General features: G+C 66.2%; 10 protein-coding genes. 4 read left to right on the top strand and 6 right to left on the bottom strand.

What is annotated here, in order from left to right; all coding sequences use genetic code 11:
• Nucleotides 1-9 precede the first annotated feature (9 nt).
• Nucleotides 10-417: an isochorismatase family protein gene (locus V6M87_RS14505; protein ID WP_332877357.1), complete on the top strand. Its 408-nt coding sequence runs from the start codon at nt 10-12 to the stop codon at nt 415-417.
• Between the two features lie 12 nt (nt 418-429).
• Here V6M87_RS14505 and V6M87_RS14510 read toward each other — a convergent pair whose 3' ends face one another.
• The 4 genes from V6M87_RS14510 to kynU all read right to left on the bottom strand — a co-directional run bounded on the left by V6M87_RS14510 (nt 430) and on the right by kynU (nt 7,506).
• Nucleotides 430-2,364, bottom strand: coding sequence for a hypothetical protein (locus tag V6M87_RS14510; protein WP_332877358.1), 1,935 nt, complete (start codon nt 2,362-2,364; stop codon nt 430-432).
• 12 nt (nt 2,365-2,376) lie between these two features.
• Nucleotides 2,377-5,220, bottom strand: coding sequence for a caspase family protein (locus tag V6M87_RS14515; RefSeq protein ID WP_332877359.1), 2,844 nt, complete (start codon nt 5,218-5,220; stop codon nt 2,377-2,379).
• A gap of 170 nt (nt 5,221-5,390) precedes the next feature.
• Nucleotides 5,391-6,242, bottom strand: coding sequence for a tryptophan 2,3-dioxygenase (gene kynA, locus V6M87_RS14520; RefSeq protein WP_332877360.1), 852 nt, complete (start codon nt 6,240-6,242; stop codon nt 5,391-5,393).
• Nucleotides 6,243-6,252: 10 nt separating this feature from the next.
• Nucleotides 6,253-7,506 (bottom strand): kynureninase, encoded by a 1,254-nt coding sequence (kynU, locus tag V6M87_RS14525; RefSeq protein ID WP_332877361.1) that lies wholly within the window; start codon nt 7,504-7,506, stop codon nt 6,253-6,255.
• 97 nt (nt 7,507-7,603) lie between these two features.
• On the opposite strand from kynU, the gene V6M87_RS14530 reads away from it, so the two are divergent.
• Complete coding sequence (locus V6M87_RS14530; RefSeq protein ID WP_332877362.1) at nt 7,604-8,962, top strand: amino acid permease; 1,359 nt, start codon at nt 7,604-7,606, stop codon at nt 8,960-8,962.
• 3 nt (nt 8,963-8,965) lie between these two features.
• On the opposite strand, the gene V6M87_RS14535 is transcribed toward V6M87_RS14530, so the two are convergent.
• Together V6M87_RS14535 and V6M87_RS14540 are read right to left on the bottom strand one after the other, a co-directional pair.
• A complete protein-coding gene (locus V6M87_RS14535; RefSeq protein WP_332877363.1) occupies nt 8,966-10,018 on the bottom strand; it encodes a DMT family transporter in 1,053 nt (350 codons plus the stop codon).
• A 59-nt stretch (nt 10,019-10,077) separates the two neighbouring features.
• Nucleotides 10,078-10,989 (bottom strand): LysR family transcriptional regulator, encoded by a 912-nt coding sequence (locus tag V6M87_RS14540; protein WP_332877364.1) that lies wholly within the window; start codon nt 10,987-10,989, stop codon nt 10,078-10,080.
• Between the two features lie 106 nt (nt 10,990-11,095).
• Here V6M87_RS14540 and V6M87_RS14545 point away from each other — a divergent pair, with 106 nt between their 5' ends.
• Both V6M87_RS14545 and V6M87_RS14550 read left to right on the top strand, forming a co-directional pair.
• Nucleotides 11,096-12,265, top strand: coding sequence for an efflux RND transporter periplasmic adaptor subunit (locus tag V6M87_RS14545; protein WP_332877365.1), 1,170 nt, complete (start codon nt 11,096-11,098; stop codon nt 12,263-12,265).
• On the top strand, nt 12,258-15,416 hold the full coding sequence (locus V6M87_RS14550) for an efflux RND transporter permease subunit (RefSeq protein ID WP_332877366.1): 3,159 nt from the start codon (nt 12,258-12,260) through the stop codon (nt 15,414-15,416). The genes V6M87_RS14545 and V6M87_RS14550 overlap by 8 nt, the downstream gene beginning before the upstream one ends.
• Nucleotides 15,417-15,535: the final 119 nt, after the last annotated feature.

The following is a 15,535-nucleotide window of genomic DNA, read 5'->3' on the forward strand; positions in this document are numbered from 1 at the left end:
GTAGCGGATGTGGTTCCATGGCTGTTTCCCCGTCATCGCTGCGCGGCTGCGGGCCGCACCAGGCTGATCCTGGCCGGGCTATGGACCGAGACGTGCGTCGCCCTGCCCGCCATCCAGGCACTGGAAGACGGCTACGAGGTCTACATCGTGGAAGACTGCTGCGGCGACATCAGCGCACTGGCGCACGAAAACGCCATGCAGCGCATGATCCAGGCGGGCGCGCGCCCCGTGACGGCGCTGTCGGTGATGCTGGAGTGGCAGCGCGACTGGGCGCTGCTCGACACGAGCGACGCTGTGCGCGAGCTGGCGCAGGCGCACAGCAGTGTGCACGGCGGGCTGACGGAAGCCGCCGCCCCGCCACACCGCAAGCCACCGCAGCCGGTCTATCCGGGCTATGTCTTCCAGGCCGCCGAGTAAATCTTCCGACCCTCAGCGCCGGCTCGCCACGCCGTGCTCGGCATGCAGCATGCTGAAAAATGCATCCCTGGGCCGCCAGGCGCCCGCTTCAACCTGCCAGTAGCGCTGCCCTGCGGGTCCGGCCAGGAACTGTGCGCGCCGCGCCAGCCGGCCCGCGCCCAGCACCGACTTGGAGATGATGTAGCGGATCGCGCCATCCGGCCCGATGATCACGGTGCAGCCGCCGTCGACCGGAAAGCTGGCGCCGCCCGGCCCGGCCAACTGGCAGCGCTGCACCACCTCGGCGACCAGGTCGAACACGATCTGGCGCGCCGGGCCGATGCGGCGCGCGCTGCGGATCGACATCACGGTGGGCAGGCCGATCGCGCCGGCTGACAGGCCGGGCATGCCGGCATGCACCAGCCCGAATGCCTCGGCCAGCTGCGGCTGCGCCACGTAGGCCCCCAGCGCGTGCGCCTGGCGCAGCAGCTCCGTGCTGTCGGCCGGGCAGCCCGGGTCACCGGCAAACTGCAGTTTCGCAAAACTGAGCGGAACCAGCGCTTCGTGCGCCTGCTGCGGCGCGCCCCACAACAGCGATTGTTCGGACAGGCTGCGCACCCCGCGCGGCACAATCGCGCGGCGCAGGAACGCGTCGACCAGCGCCTCGCGGTAGCCCCACGGATCGTCCGGCACCAGGTCGATGTCGGCCGTGATCATGGCGCGCAGGAATTCGCCGAAACGGATATCGACCGGCGGGCAGTAATCGATGGCACGGATGATGAGGGCCTGGAACTGGCTCGCCAGTGCGCTGATCTCTTCGGCCAGCATATCGGCCAGGTCGGGCGCCAGTTCTCCGGCACGCAGCACGCCGCTGCCATCGCTGGCCAGGCGCAGGTAGCGCGCCGTCTTGCGCCGGAACACGACCAGGAAGGCATCGAACACGGCTGCCACCAGCACCGCGCCGAGGTCGTGGGCTTCGAGCGTGTCGTCGTACAGGCGCGGCTGGGCCAGGTCGATAGCGGCGCGCAGCGCCTGGTTGTGACCGGACGCGTAGCCGGCCTGGCGGGCCAGGGTGACCAGCAACTGGTTCTGCTCCGGCGCGCCGCGCGTGCCGACAATGGCGCTACGCACCAGCTGGGGGCAGCCGAGGCGCTGGAAGATCGCGATCAGGTCGGCGAACGCCTCGTGGAAGGCCGGCACATCCGCGCTGCTGGGTACATCGAAACTGCTGCGCAAGCCGTCCAGCAGGGCATGGGTCATTTCGTGGGCGATGATGTCGTGTCCCAGGCAGGTGAACACGTATTCGCCCGGGAGCATGCGCACGCCCCGGTCGTTCAGTTCGGGCGCGTGTTCATAGCCAAAGCACAGCCTGCCGGCGCCCTTGTTGTAATACGCGTTGATGCCGCGGAAGGCGTGCGGTTGCAGCCACAGACGGCCGGGATCGATGTCACGCTCGAAGCCCCAGGTCAGCTCGCGTCCCAGCGCCACGCGGAACGCCGCGTACACATTGCTGCAGACGGCGTACAGCATCTGCTTGTGGAAGCGGGCATCGGAGGCGGCCGGATCGTAGCCGCCGCTGAGCAAGGGATACGGGGCATCGAGGTCGGCCGGCAAGGTGTCTTCCCCGCTGACGGGGTCGTGCGGATCGATGTGGAACAGGCGGCTGTCCGGCCCCGGATGCAAGGCCTCGTACGCCACGTTGACGGTGCTGACGCCGCCGTCCCGCGCCGAGACGGTCGGGTCGAGCGTGAAGATGCGCAGCGGCCGGTACAAGGGCAGCCCGCGCTGCGGCGGCAGCGCGCTGGCCACCGTGCGCGTCAGGTTCGGCGCGATGGCGTAGCCTTGCCCGTGTCCCGGCCGCGTGGCCGGTGGCGCGTGTGACATGACCGCTGCGCCGGTGTCGCGGCTCTGCGCCAGCGCGGCCACGGGGGCCGGCGTGGACGCAGTCATTGTGGTGTGGTCGGCCATGCCATCCTCCCGTCAAGCCATGTGCGCGGCAGCCGCGTCGGCGTAGATCGGCTGCGGCGCGCCCAGCGGCTGCAGCAGCGCCAGCGTCTGGCTCGACTCGCTACTGTAAAGCTTGGCGTGCTGGCGCGGTATGCGCCCGAAGGCTTGCGTGACGCGTGCCGCAAAATCCGCGTTGGACAAGCCGGCAGTGCCCTGCTTGAGCACCTGCAAGGCATAGCGCGTGAAATCGCCATGACCCTGGTTTTCCAGCGCAACTTCGCTCGACAGGCACGCCGAAAACACCACTTCGCGCATCGCCACACCGGCAGCGCGCGACACCGACCTGCTGCCCGCGCCAGCCTGCCGTTTGGCCGTGAACGCTTCGATCAGCTTACGGCTGGGCTGGATAAAGCGGGCCCGCGCGCCGGCTGGCCGCGTCGCCGTTCCCTGGCCGTACGCCATCCGGCTGATCGTGCCCGAATAGCAGCAATCGAAAAAGCAGGTCAGGTTGACGCCGTCGGGCAGGCGCGAAAAAATGGCGCCGATGTCGTCGTCGATGAGTAGCTCGCCGCTGTCGCAGTCGACCGGGCACACGGCTTCGTCGGTACCGGGCGTGTCGCCATCGGCTTCATCGCCGTTCAGGTCGGGCACGCTGGTGCCATGGCCGGCATACTGGAACACGATCACGTCGCCCGCGCGGCTGCCGTCCACCAGCGCTTTCAGTTCGCGCATGATCGCCGCCCTGGTCGCGGCGCCGTTGAGGAGCATGCGGTGCTCGAAGCCGAGGTTGACCAGCGCAGTGCCCCAGTCGTTGGCATCGTTGACGCAGCCGCCCAGCGGGCTGGTGGGGTAATCGTCGATGCCGACACACAGGGCGCGGCGGCGCGCGCCGGGCCCGCTCCAGGGCTGCGGCTTGGGCGCGCTGTAGGCGGTGTCCCAGCCGGAAGTGGTCTGCGCCCACGCCGGCTCGCTCACTGGCTGCTGCCAGCCATCGCTGCCAACGTCATCCCATTCATCGACCGGCGCCTGCCACAGGTCGGCGCTGCGGGCGGCACGGCCGTCGCGCGGCAGTTCGATGATCGGGTCGGCATCCTGCTTGCCCAATACCCGCCGCACGATGCTGCCCATGGTGGCGGAATCGTCATCAAAACCGCCATGCGTGCGCGCGCGGCTGGCGCTGCGCCCGCGCTCTTGCTGGTTGTCCGACCAGACCACGTCGGCCACCGGCTTCGCGCCGGCCAGGCCAAACAGGCGTTTCAGATCGGCGTCGCTGCGCAGGCAACGCTCGAGACCGAGAATCGGCGTATCAACCTCGAACTCGAGGCCCTTGTAGATCAGGTACAGGAGCGACTTACGGTACACCAGCGCGCAGTTGTCGTCTTTCTCGAAACTGTCGGCCATGGTGTACACAGTCAGGTTCTCGACGCCCTGGCCGGCGCCGATGTGGGTGAACAGATTGTTGCGGAACAGGTCGGCCCGCACTGCCGGCGCCAGCAGGTGCAGGCTGTCGAAGCGGGGCACGCCGCGCGCCAGCGCACACGGCACGAAGTGGGTGTGGAAAATCGCGCCGGCGCTGTGGCCGGCTGCGTGGACTTCGACCTCCCCCTTGTGCTGGTCGATAAAGGCCGCCAGTTTCTCGGCCACATACAAGGCGCCGCCGTTGGACGCGGACGCGCGCTCGGCGCTGGTTTTCATCGTGTCCCACAGGTTCACGCCCAGGGTGCGGTGCGCAAACGCTTCGATCAGCGGATCGCTGACATGGTCGGAAAAGACATTCCGGCCCGCGCCGCGGCGCTGGCGCCAGCCTTCCAGCATCTGCCCCAGCGTTTCGCCCAGCCCGGTCTCCCAGATGAAGTAAATCGGATAGATATCGTTGCTCTGCCACCAGTCGATGCGCGCGTGCGCCCCAGCCAGCGCGGACGCTTCATCGTTGAGTCCGCCATGCGCGTAAAACATCAGGCGCAACGGCCGCTCGCGGTCCCGTGCCGCTTTCAACGCGGCCGGCAGGTGCTGGTCGAAGATGGCGTCGACGTCGCCCTCCGAGGTGGTCCAGTCGCCGCTGCTGGAAAACTGGCCCTTGCGCAAATTGACGATGTGCGGGCGCATGGCATCGAGCTCGAACGCGCTGAATTTGTTGCCGCGGCTCGACGCCGGTATGCCGCCGCGCGCATTGGCCCGGCCGGCGGCCTCGGCATAGCTGGGCCCATGCGCGCATGGCTCGGCGTCGAACGGGTCGGGCGCGAGGCCGGCGCCTTCCTGCAAACTGGCGATCGCTTCCTTCACCACGCGGTGCAGCTCGACCTGGTCGGCCGGAAACGGGCCGTCGCCACGCGGGACGGCGCGCGCACTGCTCATCAGCTCCTGATGGCGCTGCGACACGTCTTGCAGCACGTCCTGGAAATCGATGCTGGTGCCCGGGCAACTCTTGGTGGACATCATGTTATGGAATTGCAGGGTTCCCGGCGGCAGGCCGAACCGCTGCTGGACGCGGGCGATCACGTCCACCACGGTTTCGCGCTGGGGCCCGCCGAACAGGTCGCGGCCTTCATCGAAGTCGCCGATCATTTCGAACATGAACGGGCCGGCCTGCGCATTGCCGTTATGGCCCGCCGCGCTGGCCGGTGCGCGGTTCCAGTCGCGTCCCAGCCAGATGCTGCCGTCGGGCGCGATGGTGATGTGCTGGGCGATATCCGACCAGCCGTTCGTTTCAGTATGGAAGCGCCACATGCCGACGATGGTGTCATGCCCGCGGTACTGGGCGTGGTTGGGTCGCCAGGTGTGGTGCATGTGCACCGCGTTGATTTTGCGTTTGAAGGGAAACGTCGACAATAACTGGGCGAATTGCTCCCTTGTGATCTGTTTGAACGGCGCAGGCATGGCACTTCCTCCTAAGCATATGTAGTTGAGTCCGTCTTTGACAAATGTCAACTAGATAAGCTTAGGATATGCGGGGTGGGTTGCAAGCGGCGTGGGTAAAAATCGTGTACCGTGACCCCAATCGATGCGTAAATACGACAGCAGCAACCCATGCGCTTCGCTGCGCCAGCTTAAAGTTCCGTGCGCAGCTCGAACAATTCCGGAAACAGCACCACGTCGAGCATCTGGCGTAGATACGCCACGCCCTCGGTGCCGCCAGTGCCTTTTTTAAAACCGATCACGCGCTCGACCGTTGTCACGTGGCGGAAGCGCCACAGCCGGAACGCGGTTTCGAGGTCGACCAGTTTCTCGGCCAGCTCGTATAGCGCCCAGTACTGGCCGGTGTCGCGGTAGACCGTCATCCAGGCCGCTTTCACCGACGGCTCGGAGCGCATCGGCTGGCCCCAGTCCATGGCCAGGCGCGCCGCGTCCACCGGCAGGCCGGCGCGCGCCATTGCCATCACGGCTTCGTCGTAGATCGATGGCGTGCCGAGCGCAGCGGTGAGCGCGCCGAGCGCGTCGGCCTTGTGGCGGTGCACTTGCAGGTGGGTGGCGTTCTTGTTCCCGAGCAGAAATTCAATTTCCCGGTACTGGTGCGACTGGAAGCCGGACGAGGCGCCCAGGTAGGGGCGAATTGCCGTGTATTCGGGCGGTGTCATCGTGGCCAGCACGTCCCAGGCGTGCACCAGCTGGTTCATGATGGCCGCCACGCGCGCCAGCATTTTCATCGCCGGCGGCAAGCTGCCGGCCGCGATGCTGGCGCGCGCGCCATGCAGCTCGTGCAGCATCAGCTTCATCCACAGTTCGCTGGTCTGGTGCTGGACGATGAACAGCAATTCATTGTGGTCGGGCGAGCGCGGATGCTGGGCCGTCAGGATCTGGTCGAGAGACAGGTAGTCGCCATAACTCATGTCGTTCGAAAAATCGAGCTGGGCGCCGTGGTAGCCGGCGGGTGCCGGATCGGCAGAAAAAGGACATTCCATGATGTGTTCCTCAGGTCACGGCGCTGCGTTCGGCGTGCACGTCGTACGCTTGGTTATCGAGGATATCTTTCAATACCATCACCGCTTGCCACACGTCCTGGTAGCTGGTGTAGAGCGGCGTGAAGCCGAAGCGCATGCCGTCCGGCTCGCGGTAGTCGCCGATCACGCCGCGCGCGATGAGTGCCTGCATGACCGCATAGCCGTGCGGATGCATGACCGTGACCTGGCTACCGCGCTCGGCATGCGCACGCGGCGTGATCAGTTCGAGCGGGTGGCGGGCGCAATGCTGCGCCAGCAGCTCGATGAACAGGCTCGATAGCGCCAGCGATTTGGCGCGCAGCGCCGCCATCGACACCTCGCCGAACATGGCCAGGCCGCATTCGACCAGCGCCAGCGACAGCACCGGCTGGGTGCCGCACAGCGCGCGCCGGATGCCGGCGGCCGGGGCATACGCCGGCTGCATTGCGAACGGCTGGCGGTGCGTCCACCAGCCGGTCAAGGGCTGGGAGAATTGCGCGTGGTGGCGCGCCGGCACCCAGATAAAGGCCGGTGCGCCGGGGCCGCCATTGAGGTATTTATAGGTGCAGCCAACCGCGAAGTCGGCATTGGCGCCGTTCAGGTCGACTTCGACCGCGCCGGCCGAGTGGGCCAGGTCCCAGATCGCCAGCGCGCCGGCGGCGTGGATCTGCGCCGTGGTGGTTTGCATGTCGAGCATGCGCCCGGTACGGTAGTTGACGTGGGTGAGCATCACCACCGCCACCTGTGCGCCGCTGTCGCCGGCCAGCAGCGCCGGCAGGTCCGACCACGTATCGAGCAGATGCAGTTGGTAGCCACGCTCGAGCCAGCCCAGCAGGCCCTCGGCCATGTAGATATCGCTTGGAAAATTGTCGCGCTCGGTGACGATCAGGCGCCGCTGCGGCTGCGACTCCTGCATTTTCAGGGCGGCGGCCAGTACCTTGAACAGGTTGACCGAGGTGGAATCGGTGACCGCCACTTCGTCGCCTTCGGCGCCGATGAGCGGCGCCAGCATGCTGCCAAGGCGAATCGGCAGATCGTACCAGCCGGCCGTATTCCAGCTGCGGATCAGGCCATCGCCCCATTCGGCGACGAGGACCTCCTGCGCGCGCTGCAGCGCCGCCTTCGGGCGCGCGCCCAGCGAATTGCCGTCGAGGTAAATCACGCCATCGGGCAGCGCAAACCGGGCGCGCTGCGCGGCCAGCGGATCGGCCGCATCGCGGGCCAGGCAGTCTTGTTCGGTGATCATGAGGGACCGTGGTGAAGTGGGCAGAGCGCTATTTTAGAGCAGTCCACGCCAACCTTTGCTACCATCGCGTCCCACCCTCAACGTGAAACGGCACCAGATGATCGACCAGACACACGAACACACTCTGAAACGCGGCTTGAGCAACCGCCACATCCAGCTGATCGCGCTCGGCGGCGCGGTCGGCACCGGCCTCTTTCTCGGCGTGGCCCAGACCATCAAACTGGCTGGCCCCTCCGTCATCCTCGGCTATGCGATCGCCGGCATCATGGCATTCTTCATCATGCGCCAGCTGAGTGAAATGGTGGTCGACCAGCCGGTGGCAGGTTCCTTCTCCCACTTCGCCAACCGCTACTGGGGTCCGTTCGCCGGCTTCGCGTCGGGCTGGAATTACTGGATTTTATATGTGCTGGTCAGCATGGCCGAACTGACGGCGGTGGGCATCTACATCCAGTACTGGTGGCCGGGCGTGCCGATGTGGGCGTCGGCGCTGGGCTTCTTTTTGCTGATTAACGCGGTCAACCTGCTGCACGTAAAACTGTTCGGCGAGATGGAATTCTGGTTTGCCATCATCAAGGTGGCCGCCATTCTCGGGATGATCGGTTTCGGCGCTTATTTGCTGGTCAGCGGCAGCGGCGGGCCGCAGGCGAGCATCACCAATTTATGGCAGCTGGGCGGCTTTTTCCCGTACGGGATCAAGGGCATGCTGATGGCCATGGCGGTCATCATGTTCTCGTTCGGTGGCCTGGAACTGGTCGGCATCACGGCGGCCGAAGCGAAAGACCCCGCCACCACCATTCCGCAGGCCACCAACCAGGTGGTCTACCGCATCCTGATTTTCTACGTGGGTGCCCTGGCGGTGCTGCTGTCGCTGTATCCGTGGAGCCAGGTGCAGCAAGGGGGCAGCCCGTTCGTGCTGATCTTCCAGGCGCTCGACAATGGCTGGGTCGCCTCGGCACTGAATGCGGTGGTGCTGACGGCCGCGCTGTCGGTGTATAACAGCTGCGTCTACAGCAACAGCCGCATGTTGCTGGGCCTGGCACTGCAGGGCCATGCCCCGAAAGCGCTGGCGCACGTGAACGGGCGCGGCATCCCGGTGCACGCGCTGGGCGTCTCGGCGGCGGCCACCGCGCTGTGCGTGGTGCTGAACTATGTGATGCCGGGCGAAGCGTTCGGCATGCTGATGATGCTGGTGGTGGCGGCGCTGATGATCAACTGGGCCTGCATCACGATCACGCACCTGAAGTTCCGGCAAGCAAAATCGCGCGCCGGTGAGATGACGGCTTTCCGCAGCCTGGGCTACCCGTTCACGAATTACCTGTGCCTGGCGTTCATGGCGGGCATCGTCGTGATCATGTATCTGACGCCGGAAACGCGTATTGCCGTGTGGATGATGCCGGCGTGGGTGGCGGTGCTGGGCGCGTGCTACTGGGTCAAGCGGCGCGCGGCGCGCCAATAAACGTCAATGCCCGTGCCGGTGGTGGATGTCCGGGTAATGGGCATGCACATGGGTCAACGGCTCGTGTTGATGCGGATGCGCGTGCGGCTCCACGCCATCCCAGTCAAAATCGTGGGCATGCTGGTGATGCGCGTCGTGGCGGTGCGAATGACCATGCGCCAGCGCTTCATGGGTGTGTTGATGGCCGTGCGACTCCGTCAGGTGCAGCCAGATGCCCGCCCCCATCAGCGCGGCGGCGATCCAGAACAGCGGCCCCGGCACCTCGCCCAGCAGGACGAGCGACAGCGCGGCCCCAGCAAACGGCGCGGCTGAAAAATAGGCGCCGGTGCGCGCCGTGCCGAGGTGGCGCAGGGCCAGCACGAACAGCACCAGGGACAGGCCATAGCCGCAGAATCCGACCACGCCGGCCAGCAGAACGGTGGGCGCTGCCGGCAGCGTCGCGCCCATCGCCAGGCCGATGCTCAAATTGACCGTGCCTGCCACCAGTCCCTTGGCCGCCGCGATCTGCAAGGGGTCGCTGGCCGACACCTTGCGCGTGAGGTTGTTGTCGATGCCCCAGCACAGGCAGGCGCCGACGATGGCGAGCGCGCCCCACGGCAACCCGGCCAGCGGCGCCTGCTCGAACGCCAGCAGCACGCCGGCCGCAACGATAAGCAGCATGCCGATCACAATGCGCCGATCGACATTCTCCTTGAAGACAAACCACGCCAGCAGCGAGGTCAGCACGCCCTCCATGTTCAGCAGCAGCGACGCCGACGACGCCGACACGCTCAGCAAACCCACCATCAGCAGCAGGGGCCCGGCGATACCGCCGGCCGCCACGGCGCCGGCGAACCACGGCACATCGGCGCGCGTGAGCCGGATCGGCTGGCCTTGCGCCTTGCGCTGGACCAGCGCGCGCGCGCCATAACAAGCCAGCAGGCCGATACCGCTGCCGAGATACAGCACACCGGCCAGCGCCACGGGCGGCATCTGGCCGACCAGGGTTTTGGCAAACGGGGTGCTGGCGCCGAACAACATGGCTGCCAGCAATGCATAAACGACACCTGGATGCATACGAATCTTCAAGGTTAATGTGGCCAACGGCGCCTTTTTTGTAACGAAGCGTGTCTTGTTCAGAAGCGGAAGTCGTGCTGCGCCGCATCTTCCAGGATAGCAACCAGCGCCTGCGCAGGTGCCGACAGCGTCACGCCCTTGCGGGACAGCAATCCCAGCGTACGCTGCACCGACGGGCCCACCAGTGCCAGCGCGGCCAGCGTCGGATAGCGCACCGCCGAATACGCCAGCGCCGGCACCGCCGTCACGCCCACGCCCGCGGCCGCCATCGCCAGCGCCGTCGTCACGTGGTTTACTTCGCAGAATACCGCAGGCCGCTGCTTCAGGTTGGCCAGCGCGTTGTCGAACAGGATGCGGTTGCTGCTGCGCGACGACAGGGAAATGAGCCGCGTCTCCGACAAATCGCTCCACGCCACCTGCTTGCGCCCGGCCAGCGGGTGATCGCGCCGCACGGCCAGCACATATTGCTCTGTGTAGATGGCCTTGAAATCGAGGTCGGCTTCCTGCGCGCCGACGAAGCTGACGCCGAAATCGGCCTGCGCCAGGGTCACCGATTGCACCACCTGCGCGCCGCTTTCGTCGAGCACGCACAGGCGCACATTGGGAAACCGGCGCGCAAACGCCTCCAGTGCACCGGGCAACACGTGGTTCGCCACCGAGGGCACGCAGGCGACCGTGACCACCGCACTGCGCTGGGCGGCGGCGGCCGAGATGCCGCCCAGCGCCATCTCCATCTCGCGGATCGCCGCGCGCGCATGGCCCTGGAACTGGCGCCCGGCCTCGCTGAGCGCCACGCGCCGGCTGGTGCGCTCAAACAGCCGCACCTGCAGCACGCCTTCGAGCTTGTCGACCCGACGGCTGAGGGCCGGCTGGGTAATCTCCAGCGCCGCCGCAGCGGCGCGAAAACTGAGCCGCTCGGAAACTGCCACGAACGCCTGCAACTCGGCAAATCCGACATCGATACGATTCATGCATCAATCCATCCATTCCATGCAATTTACAAATTATCGCATGCGCAGCATTATTAAAGATATATCGCATACTGCGTCAATCTGCCAACCGCCTGCCGGATATCCCATGCTTCTTGCCAAACAACCATGCCGCACCGTGCTGGCCGCCACGACTTTCGGCGCCGCCCTCACCTTGTCTGCCTGCAAACCAGAGCCGAAACCCGTGGTGGCCGCCGCGCCACCCGAAGTGGCCGTGCTGGCCGTCGCGCATGGTCCCGTGCCGCTCAATGTCGAACTGCCGGGTCGCACCGCGCCGTTCCTGCTGGCCGAAGTGCGGGCCCGGGTCGACGGCATCGTCCAGGAACGCCTGTTCACCGACGGTGCCGACGTGCGCCAGGGCCAGGCCCTGTACCTGATCGACCCGGCGCCGGCGCGCGCGGCCGTGGCCAGTGCCGAAGCGGCGCTGCAAAAGGCGCAGGCCAACCTGGCCAGCAGCAGCGCCCAGCTGGACCGCTACAAGATCCTGGTGAAGGCCAGCGCGGTCAGCAAGCAGGAATATGACAACGCGGTCGCGGCCCAACTCCAGGGCGCGGCCGACGTCGCCGCCGCCAGGGCCGCCACGACAACGGCACGCATCAACCTGGGCTACACCAGCGTGAGCGCGCCGATCAGCGGGCGCAGCAGCGTGTCGCTGGTGACCAAGGGCGCCTATGTCCAGAGCGGTTCGGCCACGCTGCTGACGACGGTGCAGCAGATCGATCCGATGTACGTCGACCTGCAGCAGTCGAGCGCCGAGGGGCTGGCCTTGCGGCGCGAACTGGCCGCCGGCAGTTTGAAGGCAGGCGGCGCGGCGCTGGCCAAGGTCAGCTTGACCCTGGAAGACGGCAGCACCTACGCCCACGCCGGCAAGCTGGAACTGTCCAACGTGACCGTCGACCAGGCCACCGGCTCGGTGACGCTGCGTACCCGCTTCCCGAACCCGGACCACCTGCTGCTGCCTGGCATGTTCGTGCGCGCCTCACTCAGCCAGGGCGTGCGCCAGGATGTGATGCTGGTGCCGGCCCCCGCCGTGACGCGCAATGCGCAGGGTGAAGCGAGCGTCATGTTGGTGGGAGCGGACAACAAGACGGTGCAGCGCGCCATCAAGACCGGCAGTCTGGTGGGCGCCCACTGGATGGTCGACAGCGGCCTGAAAGACGGCGAGCGCATCGTGGTGAGCGGCACCCAGAAACTGAAACCGGGGGTGGTCGTCAGGCCGGTCGCCGCCAAGGCCGCGCAGGGAGCGCCAGATGCCTAGATTTTTCATCCAGCGCCCGATCTTCGCGATCGTCATCTCGATCCTGATCATGCTGGTCGGGATCCTGGCCGTCATGAAGCTGCCGGTCGAACAATATCCGCCGGTCTCGCCGCCAGCGGTGCAGGTGGCTGCCACCTTCCCGGGCGCCTCCGCCGAGACCATGCAAAACACCGTGGTGCAAGTGATCGAACAGCAGATGACGGCGATCGACAACCTGCTCTACATGAATTCGACCACCGACGACACCGGCCAGTCGACCACCACCCTCACCTTCGCGCCCGGCACCGATCCGGACATCGCGCAAGTGCAGGTGCAGAACAAGCTGCAGGCCGCCACGCCGCGCCTGCCCGCCGAGGTCCAGCAAGCGGGCCTGCGCGTGACCAAGTCGACCGCCGACTTTTTAATGGTGGCGGCGTTCGTCTCGATTGATAACAGCATGACCAAGTTCGACATTGCCAACTACGTGGCCTCGAACATCCAGGACCCCCTGTCGCGCCTGCCGGGCGTGGGCAGCATGAACCTGTTCGGCACCCAGTACGCCATGCGTATCTGGCTCGACCCGGTCAAGCTGACCAGCTTTGCGCTCACGCCGCTGGACGTGAACGCGGCGATCACCGCCCAAAACGTGCAGATTTCAAGCGGCCAGCTGGGCGGCGCGCCGGCGGTGGCCGGTACCGCCCTGTCGGCCACCATCAGTGAGGCGACGCTGCTGCGCACGCCCGAACAGTTCAGACGCATCCTGCTGAAAGTGCAGCCGGACGGCTCACGCGTGCGGATCGGCGACGTCGCCCGGGTGGCGCTGGGTCCGGAAAATTACAATGTTGACGTGCGCTACAGCGGCAAGTCGGCGTCCGGCCTGGGCATCCAGCTGGCCCCGAACGCGAACGCGCTGGCCACGGCCGACGCCGTGCGCGCACGGCTGGTGCAACTGTCCGCCAACTTCCCGCACGGCCTGCGCGTGGTGTATCCGAACGACGTCACGCCGTTTGTCGAGGTGTCGATTCATGAAGTGGTAAAAACCCTCATCGAAGGCATCGTGCTGGTGTTCCTGGTGATGTACCTGTTCCTGCAGAATATCCGCGCCACCCTGATTCCGTCGATCACGGTGCCGGTGGTGCTGCTCGGGACCTTCGGCATCATGGCAGCACTGGGTTTTACCATCAATACGTTGTCGATGTTCGGCCTGGTGCTGGCCATTGGCCTGCTGGTCGACGACGCCATCGTGGTGGTGGAAAACGTCGAGCGCGTGATGCACGAAGATGGCCTGGGGCCGCGTGAAGCAACCCAAAAAGCCATGGGCCAGATCAGCAGCGCGCTGATCGGTGTGGCGCTGGTGCTGTCCGCCGTGTTCGTGCCGGTGGCGTTTTCGAGCGGCACCGTGGGCGCGATCTACCGCGAATTTTCGCTGACCGTGGTGTCGTCGATGCTGCTGTCGGTATTCGTGGCCCTGACCCTGACGCCGGCCCTGTGCGCGCTGCTGCTCAAGCGCCCGGACCCGGACCATCACGCAAAGAAAGGCTTTTTTGGCTGGTTCAACCGCGGCTTCGACCAGCAGCGCGACTATTACCTGGGCGGCGTAAAAGCCGTCGTGCGCCGGCGCGGCCTGTGGCTGGCGCTGTATGCGGTGCTGATCGGCGTGGTGATCCTGCTGTTCCTGCGCCTGCCCGGCGGCTTCCTGCCCAAGGAAGACCAGGGCTATATGTTCGTGCAGGTGCAGACGCCCGCCGGCAGCACGCTCGAAACCACCGGCCGCGTCCTGGAAGAGATCAACCAGTACCTGCTCAGGGAGGAGGCGGCGGTGGTCGAGTCGACCTTCATGACGAATGGCGCGAGCCAGCCAAACCGCGGCCAGAACCAAGGCCGCCTGTTCGTGCGTTTCAAGAGCTGGGACGAACGCAAGGACGACAAGCTGAGCGTGACCGCCCTGTCCTCGCGCATCGCTGCCAGATACGGCAACTATCAGGGCGCGACCATCACGCCGGTGGAGCCGCCGCCGATCCGCGGCCTCGGTTCGGCCGCCGGCTTTTCGTTCCAGCTGCAAGACCGTGGCAACCTCGGTCACGCCGCACTCGCCAGTGCGCGCGACCAGCTGCTGGAACTGGCCCGCAACGAGCCGGGTCTGACGCGCGTGCGCTTCACCGGCCAGGTCGACAACCCCACCTATAAAATCAATATCGACCGCGAAAAAGCGGCCGCACTGGGCGTGAGCCTGTCCGCCGTCGACCAGACCTTTTCGACTGCCTGGGGTTCGAGATACATCAACAACTTCTTCGACATGGACAACCGCATCAAGCGCGTGTACGTCCAGGCCGACGCCCCCTTCCGCATGACCCCGGACGACATCAAGCTGCTGTACGTGCGCAACGACAAGGGGACGATGGTGCCGTTTTCGACCTTTGCCAGCGCCGAGTGGTCGTGGGGTGCGCCGGCGATGCAGCGTTATAACGGCATCGAGGCGGCCGAGATCCTGGGCCAGCCTGCCGCCGGGCGCAGCAGCGGTGACGCGATGGCCACCATGGAGCGCCTGGCGAAACAGCTGCCGGCCGGCTTCGGCTACGAATGGAGCGGCATTTCGCTGCAGGAGTCGCAGGCCGGTTCGCAAGCGCCGCTCCTGTACGCGCTGTCGATCCTGGTGGTGTTCCTCAGTCTGGCGGCGCTGTACGAAAGCTGGACCGTGCCGGTCTCGGTGATCATGGTGGTCCCGGTCGGCGTGCTGGGCGCGCTGGCGGCGGCGACGGCGTTCGGCATGCAGAACGACGTGTTCTTCCAGGTTGGCCTGCTGACCACCATTGGCCTGTCGGCCAAGAATGCGATCCTGATCGTGGAATTTGCGCGCGAACTGCAGCTGCATCACGGGATGAACGCCTTCGACGCGGCGATGGAATCGGCCAAGCTGCGGCTGCGCCCCATCATCATGACGTCGATGGCCTTCGTGCTGGGCGTGCTGCCGCTGGCGATCGCCAGCGGCGCCGGCGCGGCCAGCCAGAACGCGCTGGGGATCGGCGTCATCGGCGGCATGCTGGCCGCGACCTTCCTGGCGACCTACCTGATCCCGCTGTTTTATGTACTGATCGCCGGGAAAGCCAGGCCGCATACGCAGGATGCAGCACGAGTGCCACATGCGGAGCAGGTGACCGAGAGCGGCCGCTGAGCAGCCAAGGCGCGCCGCATGTGGCGCGCCAGCCGCAAACCCGCCCGCAAGCGGGCGGTGTTTGACGGCAATCAATTGCGTTAAGTCATAGTCGGCATCCAATCGAGTTTTCTTGCCGA

Origin of the sequence: Massilia sp. S19_KUP03_FR1, from assembly GCF_036688685.1 — a bacterium.
GTDB lineage: Bacteria > Pseudomonadota > Gammaproteobacteria > Burkholderiales > Burkholderiaceae_D > JALYUM01.

Bases quoted from the DNA above. Each gene is read 5' to 3' on its own strand.
- V6M87_RS14510 (WP_332877358.1), bottom strand. From the start codon at position 2,364: ATGGCCGACCACACCACAATGACTGCGTCCACGCCGGCCCCCGTGGCC.
- V6M87_RS14515 (WP_332877359.1), bottom strand. From the start codon at position 5,220: ATGCCTGCGCCGTTCAAACAGATCACAAGGGAGCAATTCGCCCAGTTA.
- kynA (WP_332877360.1), bottom strand. From the start codon at position 6,242: ATGGAATGTCCTTTTTCTGCCGATCCGGCACCCGCCGGCTACCACGGC.
- kynU (WP_332877361.1), bottom strand. From the start codon at position 7,506: ATGATCACCGAACAAGACTGCCTGGCCCGCGATGCGGCCGATCCGCTG.
- V6M87_RS14530 (WP_332877362.1), top strand. From the start codon at position 7,604: ATGATCGACCAGACACACGAACACACTCTGAAACGCGGCTTGAGCAAC.
- V6M87_RS14535 (WP_332877363.1), bottom strand. From the start codon at position 10,018: ATGCATCCAGGTGTCGTTTATGCATTGCTGGCAGCCATGTTGTTCGGC.
- V6M87_RS14540 (WP_332877364.1), bottom strand. From the start codon at position 10,989: ATGAATCGTATCGATGTCGGATTTGCCGAGTTGCAGGCGTTCGTGGCA.
- V6M87_RS14545 (WP_332877365.1), top strand. From the start codon at position 11,096: ATGCTTCTTGCCAAACAACCATGCCGCACCGTGCTGGCCGCCACGACT.
- V6M87_RS14550 (WP_332877366.1), top strand. From the start codon at position 12,258: ATGCCTAGATTTTTCATCCAGCGCCCGATCTTCGCGATCGTCATCTCG.